This is a genomic window from Bacteroides sp. QWL-09 (assembly GCF_058683585.1).
Window position 1 is genome coordinate 1,096,248 of sequence record NZ_CM178748.1, and the last position, 23,547, is coordinate 1,119,794.

Genomic DNA, 23,547 nt, shown 5'->3' on the forward strand with positions numbered 1-23,547 from the left:
TAACAAAGTGAATCAGAAGATAAATTCAACTGCTGATTTGTATTAACCAATAAAATTGATGCTTATGTAAAAGACACAAATGAAAAACACAAAAAAAGGACACAACACTATATGGTTGTATCCTTCTCCGTTTAAATTCAATTAACAGAAGTCGGATTGCGAGAAAGCTTGAACACCTTAAAATTCGCAACTGACTCTAACAGTTAACATTAAATTCTCACAAAAGTATGAAATCTAAAGAATATCTAGCAACATTGTTGCTGTTATTTTTGTGTGTCACAATCTCGGCACAACACAAAGAGAAGCTTTTAACGCTTCAATTTTCAAATATCCCGCTCTCTAAAGCTATGACACAAGTCGAAAAGCTAAGTAAGTATACCTTTTTCTACGATGAGGAGCAGGTGAATGTCAATCAGAAAGTTCAATTAAATGTCAATAAAGTTACGATTCGGCAATTGATGACATCTTTACTGAAAGGAACGGATCTAGGCTATGACATTGTAAATACGCAAATAGCTCTTTTCCCATTAAAAAAGAACATGGTCACTAGTTTCGGAAAAGAACTGGTTCTTAAGGGCACTGTAACCGATTCAAGGGGAGAGGCTATTATCGGTGCTAATGTATTGGAAGAAGGAACAACTAATGGAGTGATTACTGACCTTCAGGGCAACTATACCTTAAAAGTTAAAGCGGGTTCTAATTTAGTGGTTTCCTATATCGGATATATTACCCAGAAGTTAAAAGCTGGTACTAAAGCAATAATTGAATTAAAGGAAAATGCTTTGACTCTTGATGAGGTCGTTGTTGTCGGGTTTGGAACACAAAAGAAAGTTAACTTAACAGGAGCTGTAGCTTCTGTCTCGTCGGAAGTCTTTGAAAACAAACCGGTAAGCAATATTGGACAGGCACTGCAAGGGGTAATTCCTAACTTAAACATCTCCCCTACTAGTGGATCACCTAATGCTGTTCCTACTTTCAACGTGCGTGGTGGTACATCAATGGAGCAAGATAGTAACGGGAAATGGGCGGTAAAGAACGGCAGCCCTTTGATCTTGGTCGATGGTGTGCAGATGGACGAGACTTATTTGAGTATATTGAACCCTAATGATATCGAGAATATATCGTTATTGAAAGATGCTGCATCATCGGCTATCTATGGTGCTCGTGCCACCTATGGTGTTTTGTTGGTAACAACTAAATCGGGCAAAAAAGAACAAAAAGCTAATGTGACTTATAATTTCAACATGCAGTGGAATACTCCATCTGCTCGACCTGATATTATGGATGCTTATACTATTCAATTAGCAGCAAACCAATTAACAAAATTAACTGGAGGAACGGTGTCGACCTATAACGAAACACTATTGGCTGCAAAAAAGGCATGGAGAGATGATCCACAAAATGCACCTGCATGGATATACAAAGAAGGAAGCTCCACCAGATTTGATTGGGTGAGTAGTATGAATCCATATGATGAAGCGGTAAGAGATTGGACTCCGATGCAGAAACATACAGTGAGCTTTACCGGTGGTACGGCTAAGACTCGTTACTATATATCTTTAGGCTATCAACGACAAGAGGGTATGTATAAAATTGAGACTGATGTACAAAATCGTTTCAATGGTATGATTAACCTAGATACAGAGGTTAACAAGTGGTTTAAAGTAGCCACAAAGATCAGTTACAATACCAGTAGTTATGACGAGCCTTATCTGAATCCTCAAAAAGGTACATTGTGGGGAGCTATGATGGGCGAAGTGAGTCGCAACATCTGTATGCCCATTAAATCGGGGCCGAATGATCCGCAACCTAATACATGGACTGACAATGTATTAGGCTGGCTGGCTTATGGGGCTACTCGTGACACTAAACGTACAAATGCCGTGTTTAATGTAACTCCTACTATTACGATCCTTCCGGGGTTAACTGTAAAGGGAGAGTTTTCTTATCGTCCTAATGAATATTACCAGAAAAGAGTTGTACCGACTCGTGAGTATATCGTAGATGATTGGTCGTCTGTTATCAAAACCCATACCGATCCGTCCTATGTATCGGAGAACATTAGTCATTCTGATTTCTATACGATCAATGCTTATACCACCTATGACAAGACGTTGGGTAAACATAGCATAGGAGGTGTATTGGGATTTAATCAAGAGTGGTATGTTTATCGCAGTACCGATGCCAGAGGTGAAAATTTACTCAATCCGAACCTTCCAATGATAAATACAGCTACAGGTAAGCAATATGCCGGAGATGGTGCTGAACACTGGGCTGTTCGTGGAGCATTTGTCCGTGCAAACTACATCTATAATGATCGTTATTTAGTAGAGTTCAACGGACGTTATGATGGAACATCACGTTTTCCAACAGCCGATCGTTTCAAATTTTTCCCCTCATTATCTGCCGGCTGGAGACTTTCGGAAGAAAATTTCATGACTAGCACACGCTCTTGGTTGGATAACCTAAAGGTAAGAGGTTCATGGGGTTCTTTAGGTAATCAGAATGTAGACAACTATGCTTACATCGCGAAATATGGTGCAGTAGAATATGTGCCTTGGAATATGGGAGGAACAAGACCGTTCGGAATTAGTTCTTCCGGATTAGTCTCTCCTTCATTAACATGGGAAACAGCTACGACTATCGATTTTGGATTGGATGCTTCTTTCTTAGGTAATCGCCTAGACTTTTCATTCGACTGGTATAACCGTGAGACTAGGGATATCTTAATGGCAGGTGACCAATATCCGGCTACATTGGGGGCTTCAGCTCCTAAAAAGAACTCTGGTATTCTGAAAACCAATGGTTGGGAATTAAGTTTGAAATGGCAAGATCGTTTGAAGAACGGATTAAGCTATGATGTTAGCTTTGTATTGTCCGACTATATCACTACCGTTAAGAAATTCAATGGCAACAAGAATAAATCTCTATCTAGTCTATACGATGGTAAGGAGATTGGTGAGATATGGGGTTACGAATGTTTGGGCATTTTGCAAGAGAGTGATTTTGATGTTGATGAAAATGGAAAATATATACTGAAAGGTGCTTCACAAACCGATATAAGCTCAACTTGGTACCCTGGAGATCTTCGTTTTGCCGATTTGGGGGGTACTAAAGGTGAAGATGAAAGAAAGAGTGATGCAGGTCCCGATAATCGAATTTCTAATGGAGAGAATACAGTCTACAACTCAGGCGACCTTCGAGTGTTGGGTAATTCCACCCCTCGTTTCCGTTTTGGTTTGAATGGTAATGTTTCTTGGAAAAACTTTAGTTTGAATCTATTCTTTCAAGGCGTTGCTAAACGTGATGTATTTATCAGCGACAGAATGCTTTTTGGCGGTAGTGATTCAGGAGGTAATCTCCATACGTTTGAGAACTCATGGACGCCTGAAAATCCAAACTCTCAATATCATATGTATGGACGTAGTCAAAACTTAGTAACCAATAGTCGTTATATGTACAATGGGGCGTATGTACGTCTTAAAACATTGGCAGTAGGTTATACCCTACCTCAACAATGGACCAAGAAGTTATCACTTAACACGGTGCGTTTCAACCTTTCCGGTTACGACTTATTTACGATTTCAGGAGTCCCCAATGTCTTCGATCCCGAATCTATTCAGTCTGCTTATCCAATGATGCGTTCCATCGCATTGGGTGTTCAGGTTAACTTTTAATGATGACTAAAAAAGAAATAATTATGAATATTAAAAAATATATTGCAGCGTTAGGATTGGCAACCATGATGGTTGGTTGTAACGATGATTTCATGGAGCGTTATCCATTGGATGTGCCCACTGATATGGCATTCTGGACCTCAGAGGGTGATATGAAATTGTATTTAAATGAGTTTTACCCGATATATATCATTGGGCATGGTGATGGATGGGCGAATCAAAAATACATTTATCCATTACCTGTCACAGGCAGTCCGTTGGCATATGGTGATGTTTTCTCGGACAACTGTATTCGTACGGGTAATGAATTTACTGACTTGGCTGATGCAAAGAAAATCCCGACAGGAACAGGAACAAGTGCCAATGGTTGGGAATGGAGCAATCTTCGCAACATCAACTTTTTCCTAACACGTTATCAACGCGCTGATTTACCACAAGCGACCCTTGATAAGTATGCTGCCGAAGCTTATTTTTTTAAAGCATGGGAGTACTATAAAAAGGTGTTGTACTTTGGCGATGTGCCTTGGATGACTACCGATTTGAATGTTGATTCGGAGGAGTTATACATGAAGCGAACTCCTCGTGCCGAAGTGATGGACTCTATTTTACTCTGCCTAAATAAAGCAGTGACTCATTTGCCTATAAAAGGAAAAGAAGAAGAGGGCCGATTAAATAAAGATATGGCTAACTTCCTCAAGGCACGCATTTGTCTATTCGAAGGTACTTATCGCAAGTATCATAAAGAGCTTAAATTAGATGGTACCAAGTTTCTTCAGGAGTGCGAAACAGCTTGCAACGCGTTGATCGGAAAGTATAGTTTGTACAATAAAGACGGAGATCATTCATACTATAAGATGTTTACGGCTAAAGGTGCTACAGCCCATGACAATAATCCGGAAGTTATTTTAGGACGTACTTGCATCAAGGATGAATATGGTACTTCGTTTCAACGTTATTATGGACAAAACAACTCCAATCGCCAAGCAATGGGAGCTACACGAGGATTAATAGAAGAATATCTATGTGCTGACGGGCGTCCAATATATACCGGAGGTTCTGAAGGCAATTACGAGTCAAATCCTTTATTTAAAGGGTATGGTATGTGGAAAGAATTAGATAATCGCGACCCGCGTTTAACTCAGACCATTTGTCGCCCGGGTGAATACGTTACGATCTATCTCTCTGGGGTTATTGACCCTGCCAACGGCATTGAATATCCGGCATTGAATTACAATAGAAGTGGCAGTACTGTAACGGGATATCGCTTCATTAAGCATTGGATGGGTGACAAAGAAGAAGAGGATGCAACGACAAAAGGTATTCAAGCAGCTATTGAGTTCCGCTATGCCGAGTTACTGCTGATGTATGCTGAAGTGAAATATGAGTTATATGGAACATTATCTCAAGCCGATGTCGATTTGACAATCAACGCTTTGCGTAAAAGAGCTGGCTTCGATTTCACCAAATATCCTACTGCTAAATTAGTGGTCGGTCAAGAGCCCATCGATCCGCGTTTGGATCGGATTTATGCAGATAAATTAGACTATACTGTGGCTCCGTTGTTACGTGAGATTCGTCGCGAACGACGCGTTGAGTTTGTATTGGAGAATCAACGGTATACTGATTTGATGCGTTGGAAGGCAGGTAACTTGTTGACTATTCCCTTACGAGGCATGAAGTTTGATGCAGAAATGCAAAAGCTGTATGACGGTTCACACAAAGATCGTAAGAATGGAGGAGTTGCAGTGAAGGTTGTGATAGATAAAGATGTCTTTTTGGATGACGAAAACTTCTTGATTTGCTACCCAAAAAGTCCTTATAAGAAAACAATTAAAGGGGTACTTCCTTGGAGCGATTATCGTTATCTATGGCCTATTCCTGCTGAAGAAATTCGTTTAAATTCGAATTTGACGCAGAATCCGGGTTGGTTAGAAGCTGATGGCGAAAAATAACAGATAAAGTTTAGTTTTAAAAGAATCCGGTATGAGCGTAATGAGTTCGTACCGAATTCTTTTCCTTATTTTTATAGACAATAAATCAGACAAAATGAAAAATAGAATAGTTTTTGTGATCACACTTTTTGTTACTCTAACGGCCTTTGCCCAAGAAGCGAAGCAGGAATTTCCTCTGAAATATGGTGCTACTTATGTTGGTAAACGCCAAGATTCGGCTATGCAGAAGTTTCGTGATAACCGTTTAGGTGAATTTATTCATTGGGGACTATATGCTATTCCGGGCGGTGAATGGAATGGGAAGGTCTATAACGGGGCAGCCGAATGGTTAAAGTCATGGGCAAAGGTACCATCGGATGAATGGATGGCGTTAATGAAACAATGGAATCCGGTTAAATTTAATGCTAAACAATGGGCCAAGATGGCTAAGGATATGGGAATGCGTTATGTGAAAATCACCACAAAACATCATGAAGGATTTTGTCTTTGGCCAAGTAAGTATACCAAATATACCGTAGCGAATACTCCTTACAAGAAAGACATATTAGGTGAAATCGTAAAAGCTTATAATGCCGAAGGCATTGATGTGCATTTCTACTTCTCGGTAATGGACTGGAGCCATCCTGATTATCGATACAGCATCAAATCAGAAGCTGATAGTATTGCTTTTCGTCGTTTCCTTACTTTCACAGATAATCAGTTGAAAGAGTTGGCGACTCGTTACCCTACAGTGAAAGACTTTTGGTTTGATGGCACATGGGATTCTAGCATCAAAAAAAACGGATGGTGGACTGCTCACATTGAAAAGACTTTGAAAGAATTGGTTCCGGGAGTTACAATCAACAGCCGTTTGCGCGCTGATGATTATGGTAAACGCCATTTCGATAGTAATGGCAGACTAATGGGCGATTATGAATCGGGATACGAACGCCGTCTACCCGATCCGGTTAAGGATCTCGAAGTAACACAATGGGACTGGGAAGCTTGTATGACTATTCCCGAGAATCAATGGGGCTATCATAAAGACTGGTCTTTGAGTTATGTAAAAACTCCATTGGAAGTGATCGACCGTATTGTTCATGCCGTTTCTATGGGAGGAAACATGGTTGTTAACTTTGGACCTCAAGCTGATGGTGATTTTCGTCCCGAAGAAAAAGCGCTTGCTAGCTCGTTGGGGCAATGGATGAACCAATATAGTGAAGCAATTTATGGCTGTGATTATGCCGGATGGCCTAAACAAGATTGGGGATACTATACTCGTAAAGGACAAGATATTTTCATGATTGTATTCAATCGCCCTTATACGAAGCAGTTATTAGTAAAAACGCCAAAAGGTACTCAGATAATTGGAGCGCACTTGATTCATGGTGGTGATGTAAAGGTACTGGAAATAGCTCGCAACGAATATAATGTATCTATGCCTTCGGTAGAGCCGGGAGAACCATTTGTTATTAAACTTCAAATCAAAGAAGAAAAAGGAGCAGCCAATAAATATCGTGATGCGCTAACATAGTGATTAGAGTCATCATAAATATTCTAGTAAATAAGTATGAAACAACGAAAATCATTTTTTGTGGCATTTGCATTGACTTTGTGTGTCGGTGCAAATGCACAAATACCCTTCACTAAAACCGAAGTAAAAAACGACATGAAGCGTGTAGCCGATTGGCAGATTGCTAACCCGAATACCGGATATGAACATGGCGATCTGAATTGGACAAATGCCGCGTTATATATGGGAATGATCGATTGGGCGGAACTGGCCGAGAAGCAAGATAATGATGCCACATATTATAAATGGCTCACAGCTATTGGCCGACGCAATGGTTGGCATCCCGATAAACGTATGTACCATGCTGATGATATTGCCGTTTCCCAAGTTTTTATTGACCTATATCGCAAGTATAAGAATCAGGCCATGCTAAACCCTACTATTGCCCGTGCTGAGTGGGTAATATCTCATCCTTCGAAAGGTTCTTTTGAACTCGATTACAGTAAGGTAGAAACCTTGGAACGCTGGACTTGGTGTGATGCGCTATTTATGGCACCTCCTACTTATACTAAACTTTATGTACTTACGGGAGATAAGAAATACATCCAGTTTATGAATCGCGAATATAAAGTTTCTTACAACTATTTATTCGACAAAGAAGAAAACTTATTTTATCGCGATTGGCGCTATTTTAAACAGCGGGAAAATAATGGCGCTAAAGTATTCTGGGGACGTGGAAATGGCTGGGTACTTGGAGGGCTAACCGAAATGTTACAAGAGTTACCACGTAAAGATAAAAATCGTACTTTCTATGAAAAGCTCTTTATTCTGATGTGCCATCGCATTGCAACACTTCAAAGTCCCCATGGATACTGGCATGCAAGTTTACTCGACCCGGCTTCTTATCCTTCTCCAGAGACGAGTGCTACAGGATTTATTGTGTACGCATTGGCTTATGGTATAAATGAGGGATTATTGAATAGAGAAACGTATCTGCCCGTTGTAGTAAAAGGCTGGAAAGCATTGACTAGTGCTATAGACTTTGATGGCAAGTTGGGCTTTGTACAACCGATCGGTGCCGACCCTAAGAAAGTAACCAGGGAGATGACCGAGGTCTATGGTGTAGGTGCTTTCTTACTAGCTGGTTGCCAAATTTATAAAATGGCAGAATGATTTTTTATTGTATCAAGATAAAAACAGATAGATGCATGTTTAAGATAAACGGACAATATGGTCACATAATTGGGAGAAATTTAGCATTTGAAAGATCCATTTAAAGTTATCTTTGCAAGGCATTAAACTAATACAAAAAACAAATGAATGGAATGTTGATAATAAAACGGATGGCTATCTGTCTGCTTTCTCTCTGGGCTATGACAGTGACGGCTCGCGAGGTTACCTCTTTCAATTCGGGTTGGCAGTTCAAACGGGGGCCCTTTTCTTCGGAGCCCATGCGTGTTGCTGCTCAATGGGACAGTAAATGGAGCGAAGTAGAAATTCCTCATACCTGGAATGCTAAAGATATGCAGGTGAAAGCAGCCTCTTTTTACGAAGGAGTAGGTTATTACAAGAAGAAACAGTTTTTCGGCGAAGAACTGAAAGGGAAGCGTCTCTTTCTGCGCTTTGAAGGAGTAGGTGCCAATGCCGAAGTATATGTAAACAGCAAATTGGTAGGAACGCACAAAGGTGGATACTCGGCCTTTGCCTGTGAAATAGGTACTGCCTTGAGCTGGGGAGTAGAAAATGAAATTATGGTAAAAGCCGATAATACAGCTCGCCCAGATGTAATTCCGGTCAACCATAATCTATTTGGTGTGTACGGCGGTATCTATCGTCCTGTATGGTTGATCGTGACCGAACCGACTAACATTACAGTGACCGATTGTGCTTCTCCGGGAGTGTACATTACACAAAAAGATGTATCGAAGAAATCGGCCGATGTTACCGTAAAGGTTAAGTTAGATAATGGTTCGCTCGCACCTGTTGCGTTGACACTTGAGAATGTGATCTATAGCCGTGAAGGAAAAAAGGTCGATAGTCATAGACAATCGTTCGATCTCACTCCACAAGGTACACAAACGTATAGTTCAACCTTTAAACTTCGTAATCCTCACCTTTGGCAGGGACGTGAAGACCCTTATTTGTATAAAGTTGTTTCTCGCTTGCTTGACGGGAAGCGAATTGTCGATGAGGTGGTACAACCATTAGGTGTACGAAAATACGAGATCGTTGCAGGTAAAGGCTTCTATCTAAATGATAAGAAATATCCAATGTATGGCGTTACTCGCCATCAAGACTGGTGGGGATTAGGTAGTGCACTGAAAAACGAGCACCATGACTTTGATCTGGCTACCATTATGGATGTGGGGGCTACTACAGTTCGTTTTGCTCACTATCAGCAGTCGGAATATCTTTATTCGCGTTGCGATTCATTAGGGTTAGTGATCTGGGCAGAAATACCTTTTGTAAACCGTGTAACGGGTTATGAAACGGAGAATGCACAAAGTCAGCTTCGCGAACTCATCCGTCAAAGCTTTAATCACCCTTCTATCTATGTGTGGGGGTTACATAATGAGGTGTATCACCCACATGAATATACTTCCGCATTGACTCAATCCCTCCATGATTTAGCCAAGACCGAAGATCCCGACCGATATACAGTGGCTGTAAACGGATATGGACATGCAGAACATCCGGTGAATCAGAATGCCGATATTCAGGGGATGAATCGCTATTTTGGCTGGTACGAAAAGAAGATTCAGGATATTGAGCCATGGGTCGAGGGGTTGGAAAAGAACTATCCTTGGCAGAAACTAATGCTAACGGAATATGGCGCTGATGCCAACTTGGATCATCAAACAGAACTATTGGGAGATGCGCTTAACTGGGGTAAGCCTTTCTATCCCGAAACTTTTCAGACTAAAACACACGAATATCAATGGTCTGTTATTGCCAAGCATCCTTACATCATTGCTTCCTATTTATGGAATATGTTCGATTTTGCTGTGCCCATGTGGACACGTGGAGGAGTGGAAGCACGTAACCTAAAAGGATTAGTGACCTTCGACCGAAAAACTAAAAAAGATTCTTATTTCTGGTATAAGGCCAATTGGAGTAAAGAACCTGTGCTTTATCTGACACAACGCCGCAATGTAAACCGGGAGAAAAAGCAGACTTCCGTAACCGTTTATTGTAATGTAGGTACGCCTAATGTATACCTAAACGGGCAACAATTAGCCGGTATCCGCCAAGGCTATACGGCGGTTCATTATGTGTTCGACCAAGTAACATTGAGTGAAGGGAAAAACACGTTAAAAGCCGTCGTAGCTATTGATGGGAAAGAGTTGACCGATGAAATTGAGTGGAACTATACCGGAGAGAAGGAACGGGAAGTCGACTCTAAAGAAAACAAAAATGAACATGCAGGTTGGTAGTTATTCAATGTAATGATCAGATAAGAGATCTATCATAAAAAAAAGGAGCGTTATGCTCCTTTTTTAGTTTAACAAAATTATATGACTTTTTAATATAAACGCAAGGTTATAGAGTCAAAATAACGACCACCGATATATAATTCTCCATTTAATCGACCACTAGATACGTAGGCTCCACGAATCTCACGTGGTTCTGCAACATTTCCATAACTAATGTATATCGTTTGGTCATTGACATGCCATTGAACACGTAGGGTCCGAACAACTTGATCAACTCCAAATGGTGTTAATTTATCTTCACCAAATCCATCTGATCCAAAGTATATGCCACTTTCTAATGGACCTTCTTGGTCAGAGAAACCTAGATCACCAACCCAAGTGCGTCCTACAACACGATCGTAGATCGTTTCGTCACTTTGGCAGGACGAGACCCCGATCAAAAGAGTCAAGAGCAGCACTCCTATCAAAGAAAATTTCATTTTTTTCATATCTTTAAAGTTTAAATTTCTACAAAAATAACACAATTACTAAAAAGAGGAATGTTTCACAGTTACATTTTATATCTTTGTAACTAAATTATATGCATTATCACATGAAACTTCTTTGGCTTGATTTAAACAGCTCATACGCCCATTCTTCTCTTGCTTTACCTGCTATTCATGCACAGACTCAAGAACTGACTGATATAGAATGGAATATTCTATCAGCAACCATCAACGAAAACGTCGGAATGATTGTTGACCAAATCTTTCAACATAAACCCGACTTAATTACAGCGACTTGCTGGTTGTTCAACCACGAAGAACTGATTCATATTTTATCGAGAGTTCATGCACTTCTCCCTCAATGTATCATCGCACTCGGGGGACCGGAATTCCTTGGAGATAATAGATTATTCCTGGAACATCACCCATTTATTCGGTTTGTATTTCGTGGCGAGGGCGAAGAATCGGTTCCGCTCTTTCTGGAAAAGCTATCGAAGAACCTTCAGTTCAACTTCGAAGAAGAAGAGATCCCGGGACTTTGCCTTTTAAAGGCATCGGGGGAATATGTGGATCATGGCATCGCACGGGTGGCCGACTTTAACGGACTGGTCTCCCCTCAGGAGAGTGCGTTCTATAATTGGAGCAAACCGTTTGTGCAGTTGGAAACCACCAGAGGATGTTTCAACACGTGTGCGTTTTGTGTCAGTGGTGGCGAAAAACCGTTAAGGGTGATTCCATTGGAAAAGGTGAAACGCCAGCTTGATCGCATTCACCGGAAGGGGATCAAAAACGTGCGTGTACTCGACCGAACCTTTAACTATAATAATAGACGGGCCAAAGAGATGCTCGACTTATTCAAACAATATGCTCCGGATATCTGTTTTCACCTTGAAATTCATCCGGCTTTGCTTTCTGAGGAGTTAAAGGCTGAATTGAAGACTCTGCCAAAAGGTTTATTACATCTGGAAGCGGGAATACAGAGTTTAAGGGAACCGGTACTGAAGGCTTGCAAACGAATGGGGCATCTCTCGCTAGCTTTAGAGGGATTACGGTTTCTTTGTTCGCTGCCCAATATGGAAACGCATGCCGACCTTATCGCGGGATTACCGTTGTATCGATTGAATGAGATCTTCGAAGATATTAGGGTTTTAGCCGATTTTGGTGCGGGAGAGATTCAGTTGGAATCGTTGAAACTATTACCCGGAACGGAAATGCGTAGACGGGCTGAGGAATTAGGCATTCGTTATTCGCCACTTCCGCCTTACGAGGTGTTGCAAACGAATGAGATTACGCCACAAGAGTTACAAGTCTCGCAACGCTTGTCGCGCCTCTTGGATGGATTTTACAATACACCGGTGTGGCGAAAGATCACGCGACAACTGATTCTTCGTCATGAGGATTTCATTCATAGGCTGTTGGAGGAGCTGACAGAGAAAGATGTGATCGACAACCCCTTGAGTTTGGAAAGACGCGGGTTGATTCTTTACGATTTCTGTAAAAGGAATTATCCACAGGAACTGACGGATGTTTCTATCGCATGGATTGAAGCGGGCATGTCGCTCAAAAAAGCCCCGGCGGAAAGAGTGAGAACGAAACGCCAAGTGCCACCGGAAACATGGACGGTTCTTTCGGGAGAGTATAAAGAGAGCTTGCGACTTTGTTTCTTGCCGGTCGATGACGAGGGCAAAGGGTATTGGTTTGGATTCGAATCGGAGATTCAAAAGGCTGAACCGGTATTCAAGGCGACTAATTTATAAACGAAATAAAAAGGATGCGAACTAGAGTGATCGAGTTCAGCATCAATAAATATGATATAATAATGAAAAATGTGATTAAGGGATTCCGTTTTACGCCCTCTAATTATTCGGATGAGGTAGAAAAAAAGATTCAAAACTATAGAAAAAGAGGGTATAAACTTCCTCCACGAAAGATGTTGCGTACGCCTGAGCAGATCGAAGGGATCAAAGAGAGTGCCAAGATTAATACGGCATTGCTCGATCATATTGCCAAGCACATTCACGAAGGAATGTCGACCGCCGAGATTGATCAATTGGCCTATGATTTTACAACGGCGCATGGGGCTATCCCTGCCCCACTCAACTATGAGGGATTTCCTAAGAGTGTATGCACAAGCATTAATGATGTGGTTTGTCATGGCATTCCGAGTGAACACGAGATTCTAAAGAGTGGGGACATCATTAATGTGGATGTGTCGACCATCTATAACGGTTATTTTTCCGATGCTTCGCGTATGTTCATGATTGGCGAGGTCAGTCCGGAGATGCAAAAGCTAGTTCGGGTGACTAAAGAGTGCCTGGAAATTGGTATCGAGAAAGCTCAGCCATGGGCACAATTGGGCGATGTCGGTGCGGCTATTCAGAAGCATGCTGAACAGAATGGATTCAGTGTGGTGCGCGACCTCTGCGGACATGGTGTGGGAGTCAAATTTCATGAAGAGCCTGATGTGGAACACTTTGGACGACCTGGAACAGGGATGTTGATTGTGCCGGGCATGACGTTTACTATCGAGCCGATGATCAACATGGGAACGTATGACGTCTTTGTGGATGAGAATGACGAGTGGACCGTTTGTACCGATGATGGTCTCCCTTCTGCACAGTGGGAAAATATGCTGCTGATCACCGAAACGGGAAATGAAATCTTAACTTACTAAGCGAAGTTATAATGGACTAAATAAAGTCCTAACGAACTAAAGACTAACAAGAGTATAACGGACTAAATTGATCGTATTCGATCTATCATTATGGAATTAATCTTACTCACTATCATCTTGGCCTGCTTGGTCGTGATCTTGATTCTTCTGCTGACCAAGAAAAATAATCAGGCGGAATTCGAATCGGCTTTACGCACGCAGATGCAGGAAAACCGTGAAGAGCTGAATCGCAGTCTCAGAGAGTTACGTATGGAATTGACTCAGACCTTAAATCAGAGCATGCAACAGATGTTGGATGCTTTGCATAAGAATATGATGGCTACTAACGAACTCCAAAGACAGAAGTTCGACACGATGGGACGCCAACAGGAGGCGCTTCTTCAATCGACAGAGAAGCGTCTGGACGATATGCGTCTGATGGTGGAAGAGAAACTCCAAAAAACTCTGAATGAGCGCATCGGACAATCGTTTGAGATTGTCCGGTCGCAATTGGAGAATGTGCAGAAGGGGTTGGGTGAGATGAAATCTCTGGCACAAGATGTTGGGGGACTCAAAAAGGTGCTAAGCAATGTGAAGATGAGGGGTACTTTTGGTGAAGTGCAACTGGGAGCGTTATTGGAGCAAATGATGAGCCCTGAGCAATATGATGCGAATGTCAAGACCAAGAAGAGTGGTAGTGAGTTTGTGGAGTTTGCCATTAAGTTACCGGGAAAGGATGAGGATCAGACCACGGTTTATCTGCCGATTGATGCGAAATTCCCGAAGGATGTATACGAGCAATATTACGATGCCTTCGAGGCAGGCGATGCGGCTTTAATGGAATCGTCGGGTAAACAGTTGGAGACGACCATCAAGAAGATGGCTAAAGATATTCACGACAAATATGTGGATCCACCGTTTACAACGGACTTTGCCATTCTATTTTTACCCTTCGAGAGTATTTATGCTGAAGTGATTCGCCGCACGGCTCTCATCGAAACCCTACAAAAAGAATATAAGGTGGTGGTTACCGGGCCAACCACTCTAGGCGCTATCTTAAATAGTTTGCAAATGGGATTCCGGACATTAGCGATACAGAAACGAACCGGGGAGGTTTGGAATGTATTGGGTGCCGTAAAGACAGAGTTCGGAAAGTTCGGCGGTTTGCTGGAAAAGGTTCAGAAGAATCTGCAAAATGCAGGTGATCAATTGGAAGAGGTCATTGGCAAACGCACGCGGGCCATCGAACGAAAGCTCCGTCAAGTGGAGAAATTACCGGATCACGAGAGTCGCAACCTCCTTCCTTTGGATGGCGACGAGGAAGATTAAGCCAATTCTTGGGCTAACTTACGGCAAGCGAGCCGATCGACTTTTCCGTTGTCTGTTAATGGGATGATATCGGTCAGCAGGATACACTTGGGCGAATGATAAAGAGGCAGTAAGGCTTTCATCTGCTCCATCAAGTTGTTCAGATGATCTGCACGATCCGCATTAACTGCACGACTATCCGCATTGGCTACACTATTAGCATTAGCGGCATCAACCGACTGAGCTATACTAACCGACTGAGCTATACTAACCGACTGAGCTATACTAACCGACTGAGCTGCATCAACCGACTGCGCCAGCAACAAGACGACAGCCTCTCCCAATCGATCGTCGGGAATAGAGGTGATCGCAAATGGGCGATCAATCAACGAGCGGAGTTGTTCTTCGACCACTTCTATCTGAACTTTTATACCACCACTATTGATGACATTGTCTAAGCGTCCGATCACACGAAATCGGCCATCGGCACAAAGTTCGGCCACGTCGTTGGTCTGCAACGGGGTATCACAAAGACCGGGTGCATTGATCACCAAGGCTTGATCGACGGATAACGATAGCGTCACTCCGGAAAAAGGTCGATAATAAGCATCCGCTTCCGGACCATTAATCCTTCTCAACGCAATGTGAGAAAGGGTCTCCGTCATGCCGTAGGTCGAATAGATGGGATGAGGCAACAAGCGAAGTTGTGCTTCTAGGTCGCGACTAATGGCTCCCCCACCAATGATCAGGCGACCGATACGACTCAGACGCGCTTTGGTTTCGGGCTGATTTAAGGAAGTGTACACTTGCAAGGGTACCATGGCCGCAAAATCGATTGGTTGGTCAACGTGTTCCAACGGAGAACCACTTGCAGGGCGAACCGTGAGATGCAAACCGGCAACGAGCGCGCGAACCACCATCATCATCGCTCCAATGTACCGTAGATTCATGCAAAGCAAAGCCGACTCTCCGGGTTGTAAGTTTAAAAAGGTACAAGTCATGCAGGCACTCTCTATCATGCGATCTTTGCGGACCTCGTATCGTTTGGGAGTTCCTGTCGATCCGGAGGTTTGTACCGTCAGCTTTTCGGAATCATCGAACCAACGCTGTAGGAAGGTAAAGAGTTCCCGCTTTTCGGCGGAAAGGGTTCGATCGGAGTCGCCTGTCCACCGACGAATCTCTTCCGGAGTATAGCGCCGTCCGTCCAACCACAACCGTTGATCGTCTCTATTCATGATCAGCTGTGCCATACCACAAACAGTCTTTACGTATTTCTAATGGGAGATCAATATTATCGGTAAACAGGAGTCCTGTGCCTAATCCTTGAGGCATTAAGTTCGGATAAGTAGCACACCATTGAGCAATGGCATTCAGTCCGACATTCGACTCTAAAGCGGAGGTGATCCACCATCCGATGTTTCGTTGCTCGGCCGCTCTAATCCATTCCGCACTTCCTCTCATGCCGCCATGTAGAGAAGGTTTAAGAACGATATAATGAGGATGAAGGGCATCCAATAGGTTCCCTTTTTGTTCCCAAGTGTGCCAGCCGATCAGTTCTTCGTCGAACGCAATAGGCAAAGGCGATAATTCGGTCAACCGCGCCATCTCCTCCCATTGTCCGGCCCGAATAGGTTGCTCAATGGAATGAAGATCGAACTCGGACAGCTGTTTTAATCGATCAAGCGCCACATGGGGCTCAAAGGCACCATTGGCATCGACTCTCAATTCAATCTCCTTGGCCGAAAAAGCCGAACGAATATGTCGCAATAAATCCAATTCTTGTTCAAACGCTATGGCTCCTATTTTCAATTTGATACAACGATAATTCTCTGCAACTTTCTTTTCGATTTGAGCCAGCATCTCCCGATAATGGCCCATCCAGATTAATCCATTAATCGGAATACCTTGTTCACCACGCGAGAAAGGAGTGTCAAAAAGCGCCAAACTACCTTTAGTCAGGTGAAGGAAAGCCGTTTCCAGACCAAATAACATCGAAGGAAAAGCTCTTAGGGATTCGGCATCATAGACGCCATCGTGCTGTTCGACGGATCGACAAATTGCTCGAAGTCTCTCTTCGTAATCGGGATAGTCGTCGCAACTTAGCTGAGGCAAAGGCGCACACTCTCCTATCCCAACTCGACCGGGATAGTCTGACGAGGTGACCTGAATATACCAAACCTGCCGGGTGGTATAAACACCACGTGAGGTTCCGGCAGGAGATTTAAAATGTAATTGTTTAGGCACAACGGCCAACTGACAATTCATGACTTTATGTTTTAGACTTGACTTCTCTCTCCCAAGCGACTATGGGAATTTAGGGTATTGCTTAAAGTTTGGTTTACGTTTTTCAAGAAAAGCATGCTTTCCTTCTTGAGCTTCATCGGTGAGGTAATATAACAAAGTCGCATCACCCGCCAATTCTTGGATACCCGCTTGTCCATCCAATTCGGCATTCAATCCGGCTTTAATCATGCGAAGAGCTAACGGACTAAGCAGCATCATCTCTTCAGCCCATTGTACATATTCATCTTCCAATTGTTCCAACGGCACCACTTTATTCACTAATCCCATTTCAAGGGCTTGTTCGGCATTGTATTGACGACAAAGGAACCAAATCTCACGCGCTTTTTTCTGTCCCACAACACGAGCCAAATAAGAGGCCCCAAAACCGGCATCAAAACTACCCACACGTGGACCGGTCTGACCAAAGATGGCGTTCTCAGAAGCAATCGACAAGTCGCACACCACATGCAACACATGTCCCCCGCCAATCGCATAACCATTGACCGCAGCAATGACCGGTTTCGGAATGCTACGAATCTGTTTCTGCACATCAAGCACACTCAAACGAGGTATGCCATCCTTACCAATATAGCCGCCGCGTCCCTTTACGTTCTGATCGCCACCCGAACAAAACGCTTTATCACCGGCACCGGTTATCACAATCACGTCAATATCACCTTCCTCGCGACAGATGCGAAGTGCATCACTCATCTCAGCGGTTGTAGTCGGTGTAAAGGCGTTACGGTAACGTTCGCGATTGATCGTAATTCGAGCAATGCCATTATAATAATCAAATAGAATATCTTCATATTCTCGGATCGTCGTCCATTCTCTTTGAGCCATAATCTCTATTATTAGTGTGAATTATTTAATTTTATAAGTTCTTCAGTTGTTGATAATAATCTTTCAAGATGCGAGCATCTTTGTTCTTATTCGTAAACACCTCTAGTAAAAGAGGTTTCTCAGTCTCTTCCGGCTGCGTGAAGAACGTCATTGCTTCTTCCAACTCTTCCTCGTGTTCGACCATTTTATAGATAAACCCACGCTCCTCGGCCCAACCTTTCGCCGAGGTCTTATGCACGGCCGTAATATATTTATGCGAGGTACCAGACATCTCTAATCCCGGCAAGGTGTGGAAGATTTCCCCTCCACCATTATTCAACAAAAGAATACGTAGATTAGGCTTAATGGTTGTCAGCCAAAGTGCATTCATATCATAAAAGAAACTTAAATCGCCTATCGCCACAAAGTTCAGCTTATCGGAAGCGGCAGCATAACCAATGGCAGTCGACAGCGATCCGTCGATCCCATTAATTCCACGGTTACAGCAAACTTCAACTGTCGAAGGCAGTGCATACAGTTGGGCATAGCGAACCACCGAGCTATTAGCGAGGTGTAACGCACACTCTGGCGGTAAAGCCTTCATCATTTTCTCAACCACGGTCATCTCCGAGTAAGCGAACGAAGGTTCCGGAATCGTGTTGGAGAAATTCTCCCAAAGTTGTGGGTAAACCGGCGTACGGGTGTCCAACAATCCGGAAATCTTTTCTAAGAATTCAAAAGGGTCCATCTCAATCACCGTTGTCAACGTGCCATACAAATCGACAATCTGCCCATCCTTTGCCACATGCCAATGCTCTCTAGGTGGATGTTTCCGAAGGAATTTCTTCAACCGCTTCGACACCACGTGTCCACCATAAGTAATCAACAATTGAGGGGCCATCTGCTCAGCCTTTTCGTCAGATAAGGCCACCACTCCGGCATCAAAATTCTTAATCGGCAAGCCGGGTACGGTCTGGTTTCCCAGATGCTCTGTCAGCCAAACAAAATGCTTATATAAAAGTTTCGTATATCGTTTCTCAAACAAATAGATCAAGTTCATCTGACCAACCACAATCATCCGTTTGCTGTATTGGTTCAAACGATCGATCAAATCATTATAATCGCGATCGTAAACGTTCAATCCTTGATAACGAGTCATCACACGCACCTCAGGCAATTGTTCGGTTGTAAAATTAAACAGAGGCTCCGAAATTGGGACATTGATATGCACCGGTCCTTTCCCATGATGTTGCGTTTCAAGTATCGCCTCATTAATCAATCGGTTACAGTACCAATCGTCTTCATCCGTATGCACCTCGGGCAAATTGACCGAGCAACGCACCATACTCCCGAATACTCCGGGTTGTGGCATCGTCTGTCCATCCATCTGACCGATCCAAGCCGCAGGTCGATCGGCCGAGATGACCACTAACGGGACTTGTTGATAATAAGCTTCTGCTACAGCCGGATATAGGTTGACCAACGCACTTCCGGAAGTACAGCACACTGCTGCCGGTTGCCCCCCATTTAACGCTAATCCCAAAGCAAAAAACCCGGCACTCCGCTCATCTGTAGCCGGATAGCAGGTAAACTCCGGATGAGTCGACAAGGTATGCACCAAAGGAACATTCCGACTCCCCGGGCATAATACCACCTTCGTGATCCGATGAGCCTTTAATAAAGCCACCAGTTGAAGTACATTTCTTTTATCTGTAAACATAAGCAGGATGATTAGTCTATATCTCAGTAAAAAACAATTCTCTCAGACCATAAATTACAGTCTTTTATTCATGAAATAGAAATTCTTTTCATGGTTTGCAACTTCTTCTCCGTCTCTGTCCATTCATCGGCTAGATTAGAAGAGGCTAATAGTCCACCTCCGGCATAAAGTGTCAACTCTTTATCGCCAATCTGCATGCAACGCAAATTCACATAAATATCGGTTTTCCCTTTCGGATTAAGCCAACCAACAAATCCGGAATAATATCGGCGATCGTATCCTTCATGATCAAGAATAAACTGATAAGCCGATTCTTTAGGCAAACCACAAACTGCGGGTGTGGGATGAAGCAAGGCTAACAAATCGCCAAGCAACTGTTCGTTGGACAAGCAAAAGTCGAATTCAGTTTTCAGATGCGACAACGTCCCGGCAAAAGCAGGGAACGGGCCTCTCTCATGGGGTAAAATACCTAATGAATGCAATTGCTTACGAATGTATTGTGCCACAAACTCTTGTTCTTGGCGGTTCTTCTCGTCCCATTCATCGGGCAAGACTCCGTTGATAATCGACTGAGTGCCGGCTAATGCCACCGTATAATAGTTCAGTCGTTCACCCGATAAAAGGACTTCCGGAGTACTCCCTAGCCAAACTCCGGTTTGTGGAGTATAAGCCAGATAAACATACGAATGGGTATACATCCCGCAAGCCGTAAAAAAAGCAGAGAGTAATCCAAACGATGAATCCCGTTGAATCGTTTGCGAACGGGAAAGCACTAATTTATCAAAACGCCTGCCATGTAATGCCTTGATAAACGTCGTAAAACACGATTGGTAGTCATCAAAGCACTGTTCCTCTTTGGACCATAAGAGGTGATCAGTGTCCTCTTTGTCATTTTGAACATCCCCCATCGGCAAATCATAACTCATCACCTCATCGGGCTGTATCAAAACAACCGGGCAGTTCTCAGTTACCCGAAATGGAGCAACAATAAATCCGCATGTACCATTTAAATCCTTTATATCTTGATAAGTCTGTACGTTTACATTCGTCGACTGAGTCAGAAAACTAAACTTCTTCTCACCCGGAATTCGATAAAAAGCAAACGATCGACCTTCACGAATAAAGGCTTCTAAATCGGTATCTATATTCAAAAATTCTTCTGTCATCTTTTCTTCATCACACTATTGACCACTCGAACAGAAGAAACCAGTTTATTCGTTGAAGTAAAAACATCGATATTCCAGATATGCGATGAGCGGCCTTTATGCACCATCGTTCCCACAGCACGCACCGTATCCCCTTCATGAGCTGAAGAGATATGGTTACCACTCACTTGCATCCCAACCACAATTTCATCGGGTTGACACAGAATCATCGATCCTAATCCCGCAACCGTCTCAGCCAAAGCTAAGGTTGCACCGCCATGCAGAATACCAAATGGTTGACGTGTTCGTTCATCAACCGGCATTGTGGCCTCTACTCTGTCTTCGGAAGCATAAGTATATTGGATACCTAAATTACCCATCAAAGCATGCGCAGCTTGCGCATTCAGTTGGTCAAGAGGAATCTCAGACGGATGAACTTCGGCCAGAATGGCTTTTTCAACAGCGACCGCTACCCCATCTTCCTCATTGGAAACCGTAATCCAATCGGCGCAAGCTTTCACCGAATCGATGGCATTGCCCATAGCAACACTCAAACCGGCCATTTGCAACATCGCTACATCACAGACACCATCACCAATAGCCATCACTTCATCTCTGTTAATATTCAGAAGCTCAAGTAAAGCACCTAAAGAATTTGCTTTATCAATGCCACAAGGCACTACTTCTAAATAGTAATCTTCCGATCGAAACACATCCAACGCGCCATTAAGACGTTTCTTCCAGTGTGTTTCAAGATCAATAAGTTTATCTAAGTCGTCGCTCACCAGCATACATTTACACGGAGCAAAATCAATGGCCGTAGAGAATTCCTCTTCGCCAACGACCACCATCCCATTCAATGCAGCCTCACGACACACATGTTCATTTTCAGGCCGATTAGTCACCACTTCGTTCTCATTATAAGTCAAAATGGCAAAATCATTCTTTCGAGCCTTTTTTTCCAAATAAGGCAGCATTTCCGGATTAATCCGCCGTTGAAACAGCAGTTCTCCGTTACTAGCCTTCATGATCTGTCCTCCATTGTAAGAGATCACAAACCCATCATAGTTCCCCAACTCCAATCGTTTAGCCAATGGCATCAAACCATACGTCGGGCGTCCGGAAGCCAATACAATACGCACTCCCATTTGCTGCACCTTCAAGAGCGTAGCCAGTGTGCGTTTACTGATCTCTTTCGCTTCATTTAAAAGCGTTCCGTCTACATCAAGTACTAATAATTTATACTTCATAGCTTCACTGGTTTCGTTATATAATACAAAGGTAAAAAAATGCATGTAGCTTGAAAAGCAAAATCAAAAAAAAAGCTATCCCGAACTAACGAGATAGCTTTAAATAATTATTTCTCAGCAGAGCAGTCTAGAACCAGCTACCTGCATTATAGGAACTTTCTACACGATCTTCAACATCATTTGGTAAATTGTGGAAGAAGTCGATTCCTGTCTTTTGTTCCAAAGCATCAATAGAGATAGCATAACTTGCAATTGAAGAGCTACTATATCCTTTTTGATCGATATAGAAAGCCATTGCCTTATACTGCCCGCCTCTTAACGATAAAAGCGCCATGAAATAATGACGTGGAACAGCAACATGATTTCCGGTGTATTCAAGAAGCGTGCCATCAGCTATAGTCCCATCGATTTGTCCACCTTTAACCACATATAATGTATCGCTTGCGTTAAGCCCACCAGCCCAGCTACGTACTTTTTCTTCCATTTGATTCCATATTCCACCATTAAACTTGATGATCTGGGGACTCATATTAGAATAATAGAAAGTTTGCTGATTAGCCTCTCTTGTCAAATAACGATCGGCCGATGCCACCAAGTGTCCACGATTATAAGGGCTATCATAATCACTATTATAAGTACGGTATGCCGAAGGAATATTAGGATCTTGCCCCCAATCATCGGTACGACTAGTGTTTTTCTGGTTGTTTACATTATCAAAGAAAAAAGCAACCCAACGCGTATGCTTCTTAGTGCAGTCATATTCGGCACTGTAATTGATACACGATTTACCATTATAATTTACTGTATGTGTATAGAATAAATTATCAGCTCCACCTTTTAATTTCGGCATTTCAATACGTCCGGCATAACCAGAAGGCTTTTCTGGGTCAGGGTTAGTTGGATCAGTCGGATCTGGATCAGTTGTAGATCCATCACCTTTAAGTTGTTTAATGCGAAGCTCTTTTTTATTTTCTCCAGATATGATTGTAACCAATGCATTTCTTTCTTCTGTCGCACTATTAGCGTGAATTTTACCAACTATAGTTGCATTCCCTACACCAGAGGTTCTATTGAAAACACACCATTTTTCGTTTGCTTCAATTTTCCACTCGCCATCCGATTTGATAGTCAAAAAGAAACTACCACCTTGTGATTTGATTTCATTGTTTGTCAGGTCTGTTTCTGCTGTAAAGTCGGAATTAATCAACGGCTCATTTTTCTCATCCCCATTACAAGCTCCAATCATTATTGATACCATCATCAACAACAGAGCCTTTAACATACTTTGTCTCATGTTTTATTAAAACTCTTTTAATTTATAAATAG

The 23,547-nt window shown here is 42.8% G+C and carries 16 protein-coding genes; 8 read left to right on the forward strand and 8 right to left on the reverse strand.

The features are described from left to right. Positions 1–347 precede the first annotated feature (347 nt). The 5 genes from AC4PG5_RS04335 to AC4PG5_RS04355 all read left to right on the forward strand — a co-directional run bounded on the left by AC4PG5_RS04335 (position 348) and on the right by AC4PG5_RS04355 (position 10,555). Positions 348–3,677, forward strand: coding sequence for a TonB-dependent receptor (locus tag AC4PG5_RS04335; RefSeq protein ID WP_492030220.1), 3,330 nt, complete (start codon positions 348–350; stop codon positions 3,675–3,677). 23 nt (positions 3,678–3,700) lie between these two features. Continuing rightward, positions 3,701–5,629: a RagB/SusD family nutrient uptake outer membrane protein gene (locus AC4PG5_RS04340; RefSeq protein ID WP_492030221.1), complete on the forward strand. Its 1,929-nt coding sequence runs from the start codon at positions 3,701–3,703 to the stop codon at positions 5,627–5,629. 94 nt (positions 5,630–5,723) lie between these two features. Beyond that, positions 5,724–7,142, forward strand: coding sequence for an alpha-L-fucosidase (locus tag AC4PG5_RS04345; RefSeq protein ID WP_492030222.1), 1,419 nt, complete (start codon positions 5,724–5,726; stop codon positions 7,140–7,142). Positions 7,143–7,277: 135 nt separating this feature from the next. Beyond that, positions 7,278–8,294 (forward strand): glycoside hydrolase family 88/105 protein, encoded by a 1,017-nt coding sequence (locus AC4PG5_RS04350; RefSeq protein ID WP_492030680.1) that lies wholly within the window; start codon positions 7,278–7,280, stop codon positions 8,292–8,294. Positions 8,295–8,446: 152 nt separating this feature from the next. Beyond that, the gene (locus tag AC4PG5_RS04355) at positions 8,447–10,555 is read left to right on the forward strand and encodes a glycoside hydrolase family 2 protein (protein ID WP_492030223.1); all 2,109 of its coding nucleotides are present in this window, start codon (positions 8,447–8,449) and stop codon (positions 10,553–10,555) included. An 89-nt stretch (positions 10,556–10,644) separates the two neighbouring features. Here AC4PG5_RS04355 and AC4PG5_RS04360 read toward each other — a convergent pair whose 3' ends face one another. After that, on the reverse strand, positions 10,645–11,043 hold the full coding sequence (locus tag AC4PG5_RS04360; protein ID WP_492030224.1) for a hypothetical protein: 399 nt from the start codon (positions 11,041–11,043) through the stop codon (positions 10,645–10,647). Between the two features lie 104 nt (positions 11,044–11,147). On the opposite strand from AC4PG5_RS04360, the gene AC4PG5_RS04365 reads away from it, so the two are divergent. The 3 genes from AC4PG5_RS04365 to AC4PG5_RS04375 all read left to right on the forward strand — a co-directional run bounded on the left by AC4PG5_RS04365 (position 11,148) and on the right by AC4PG5_RS04375 (position 15,022). Continuing rightward, complete coding sequence (locus AC4PG5_RS04365; RefSeq protein WP_492030225.1) at positions 11,148–12,797, forward strand: B12-binding domain-containing radical SAM protein; 1,650 nt, start codon at positions 11,148–11,150, stop codon at positions 12,795–12,797. Positions 12,798–12,859: 62 nt separating this feature from the next. After that, positions 12,860–13,714 carry a type I methionyl aminopeptidase gene (map, locus tag AC4PG5_RS04370; RefSeq protein ID WP_492030226.1) on the forward strand — a complete coding sequence of 285 codons (855 nt, stop codon included), beginning with the start codon at positions 12,860–12,862 and terminating at the stop codon, positions 13,712–13,714. 90 nt (positions 13,715–13,804) lie between these two features. Next, complete coding sequence (locus AC4PG5_RS04375) at positions 13,805–15,022, forward strand: DNA recombination protein RmuC (RefSeq protein WP_492030227.1); 1,218 nt, start codon at positions 13,805–13,807, stop codon at positions 15,020–15,022. Here AC4PG5_RS04375 and AC4PG5_RS04380 read toward each other — a convergent pair. From AC4PG5_RS04380 to AC4PG5_RS04410, 7 genes are all read right to left on the reverse strand, one after another. Next, positions 15,019–16,251, reverse strand: a complete 1,233-nt coding sequence (locus AC4PG5_RS04380; protein ID WP_492030228.1) for an AMP-binding protein — start codon at positions 16,249–16,251, stop codon at positions 15,019–15,021. The genes AC4PG5_RS04375 and AC4PG5_RS04380 overlap by 4 nt on opposite strands. Continuing rightward, positions 16,229–17,266 (reverse strand): o-succinylbenzoate synthase, encoded by a 1,038-nt coding sequence (locus AC4PG5_RS04385; protein WP_492030229.1) that lies wholly within the window; start codon positions 17,264–17,266, stop codon positions 16,229–16,231. Before AC4PG5_RS04385 ends, AC4PG5_RS04380 begins: the two co-directional genes overlap by 23 nt. Before the next feature lie 39 nt (positions 17,267–17,305). Continuing rightward, positions 17,306–18,130, reverse strand: coding sequence for a 1,4-dihydroxy-2-naphthoyl-CoA synthase (gene menB, locus AC4PG5_RS04390; RefSeq protein WP_492030681.1), 825 nt, complete (start codon positions 18,128–18,130; stop codon positions 17,306–17,308). Between the two features lie 28 nt (positions 18,131–18,158). Continuing rightward, positions 18,159–19,826, reverse strand: a complete 1,668-nt coding sequence (gene menD / locus AC4PG5_RS04395) for a 2-succinyl-5-enolpyruvyl-6-hydroxy-3-cyclohexene-1-carboxylic-acid synthase (protein WP_492030230.1) — start codon at positions 19,824–19,826, stop codon at positions 18,159–18,161. 68 nt (positions 19,827–19,894) lie between these two features. Beyond that, entirely contained in the window at positions 19,895–20,992 is a 1,098-nt protein-coding gene (locus AC4PG5_RS04400) for an isochorismate synthase (protein ID WP_492030231.1), read from the reverse strand. After that, a complete protein-coding gene (locus AC4PG5_RS04405) occupies positions 20,989–22,221 on the reverse strand; it encodes a Cof-type HAD-IIB family hydrolase (protein WP_492030232.1) in 1,233 nt (410 codons plus the stop codon). The genes AC4PG5_RS04400 and AC4PG5_RS04405 overlap by 4 nt, the downstream gene beginning before the upstream one ends. A gap of 127 nt (positions 22,222–22,348) precedes the next feature. Further along, positions 22,349–23,515: a DNA/RNA non-specific endonuclease gene (locus AC4PG5_RS04410; RefSeq protein ID WP_492030233.1), complete on the reverse strand. Its 1,167-nt coding sequence runs from the start codon at positions 23,513–23,515 to the stop codon at positions 22,349–22,351. Positions 23,516–23,547: the final 32 nt, after the last annotated feature.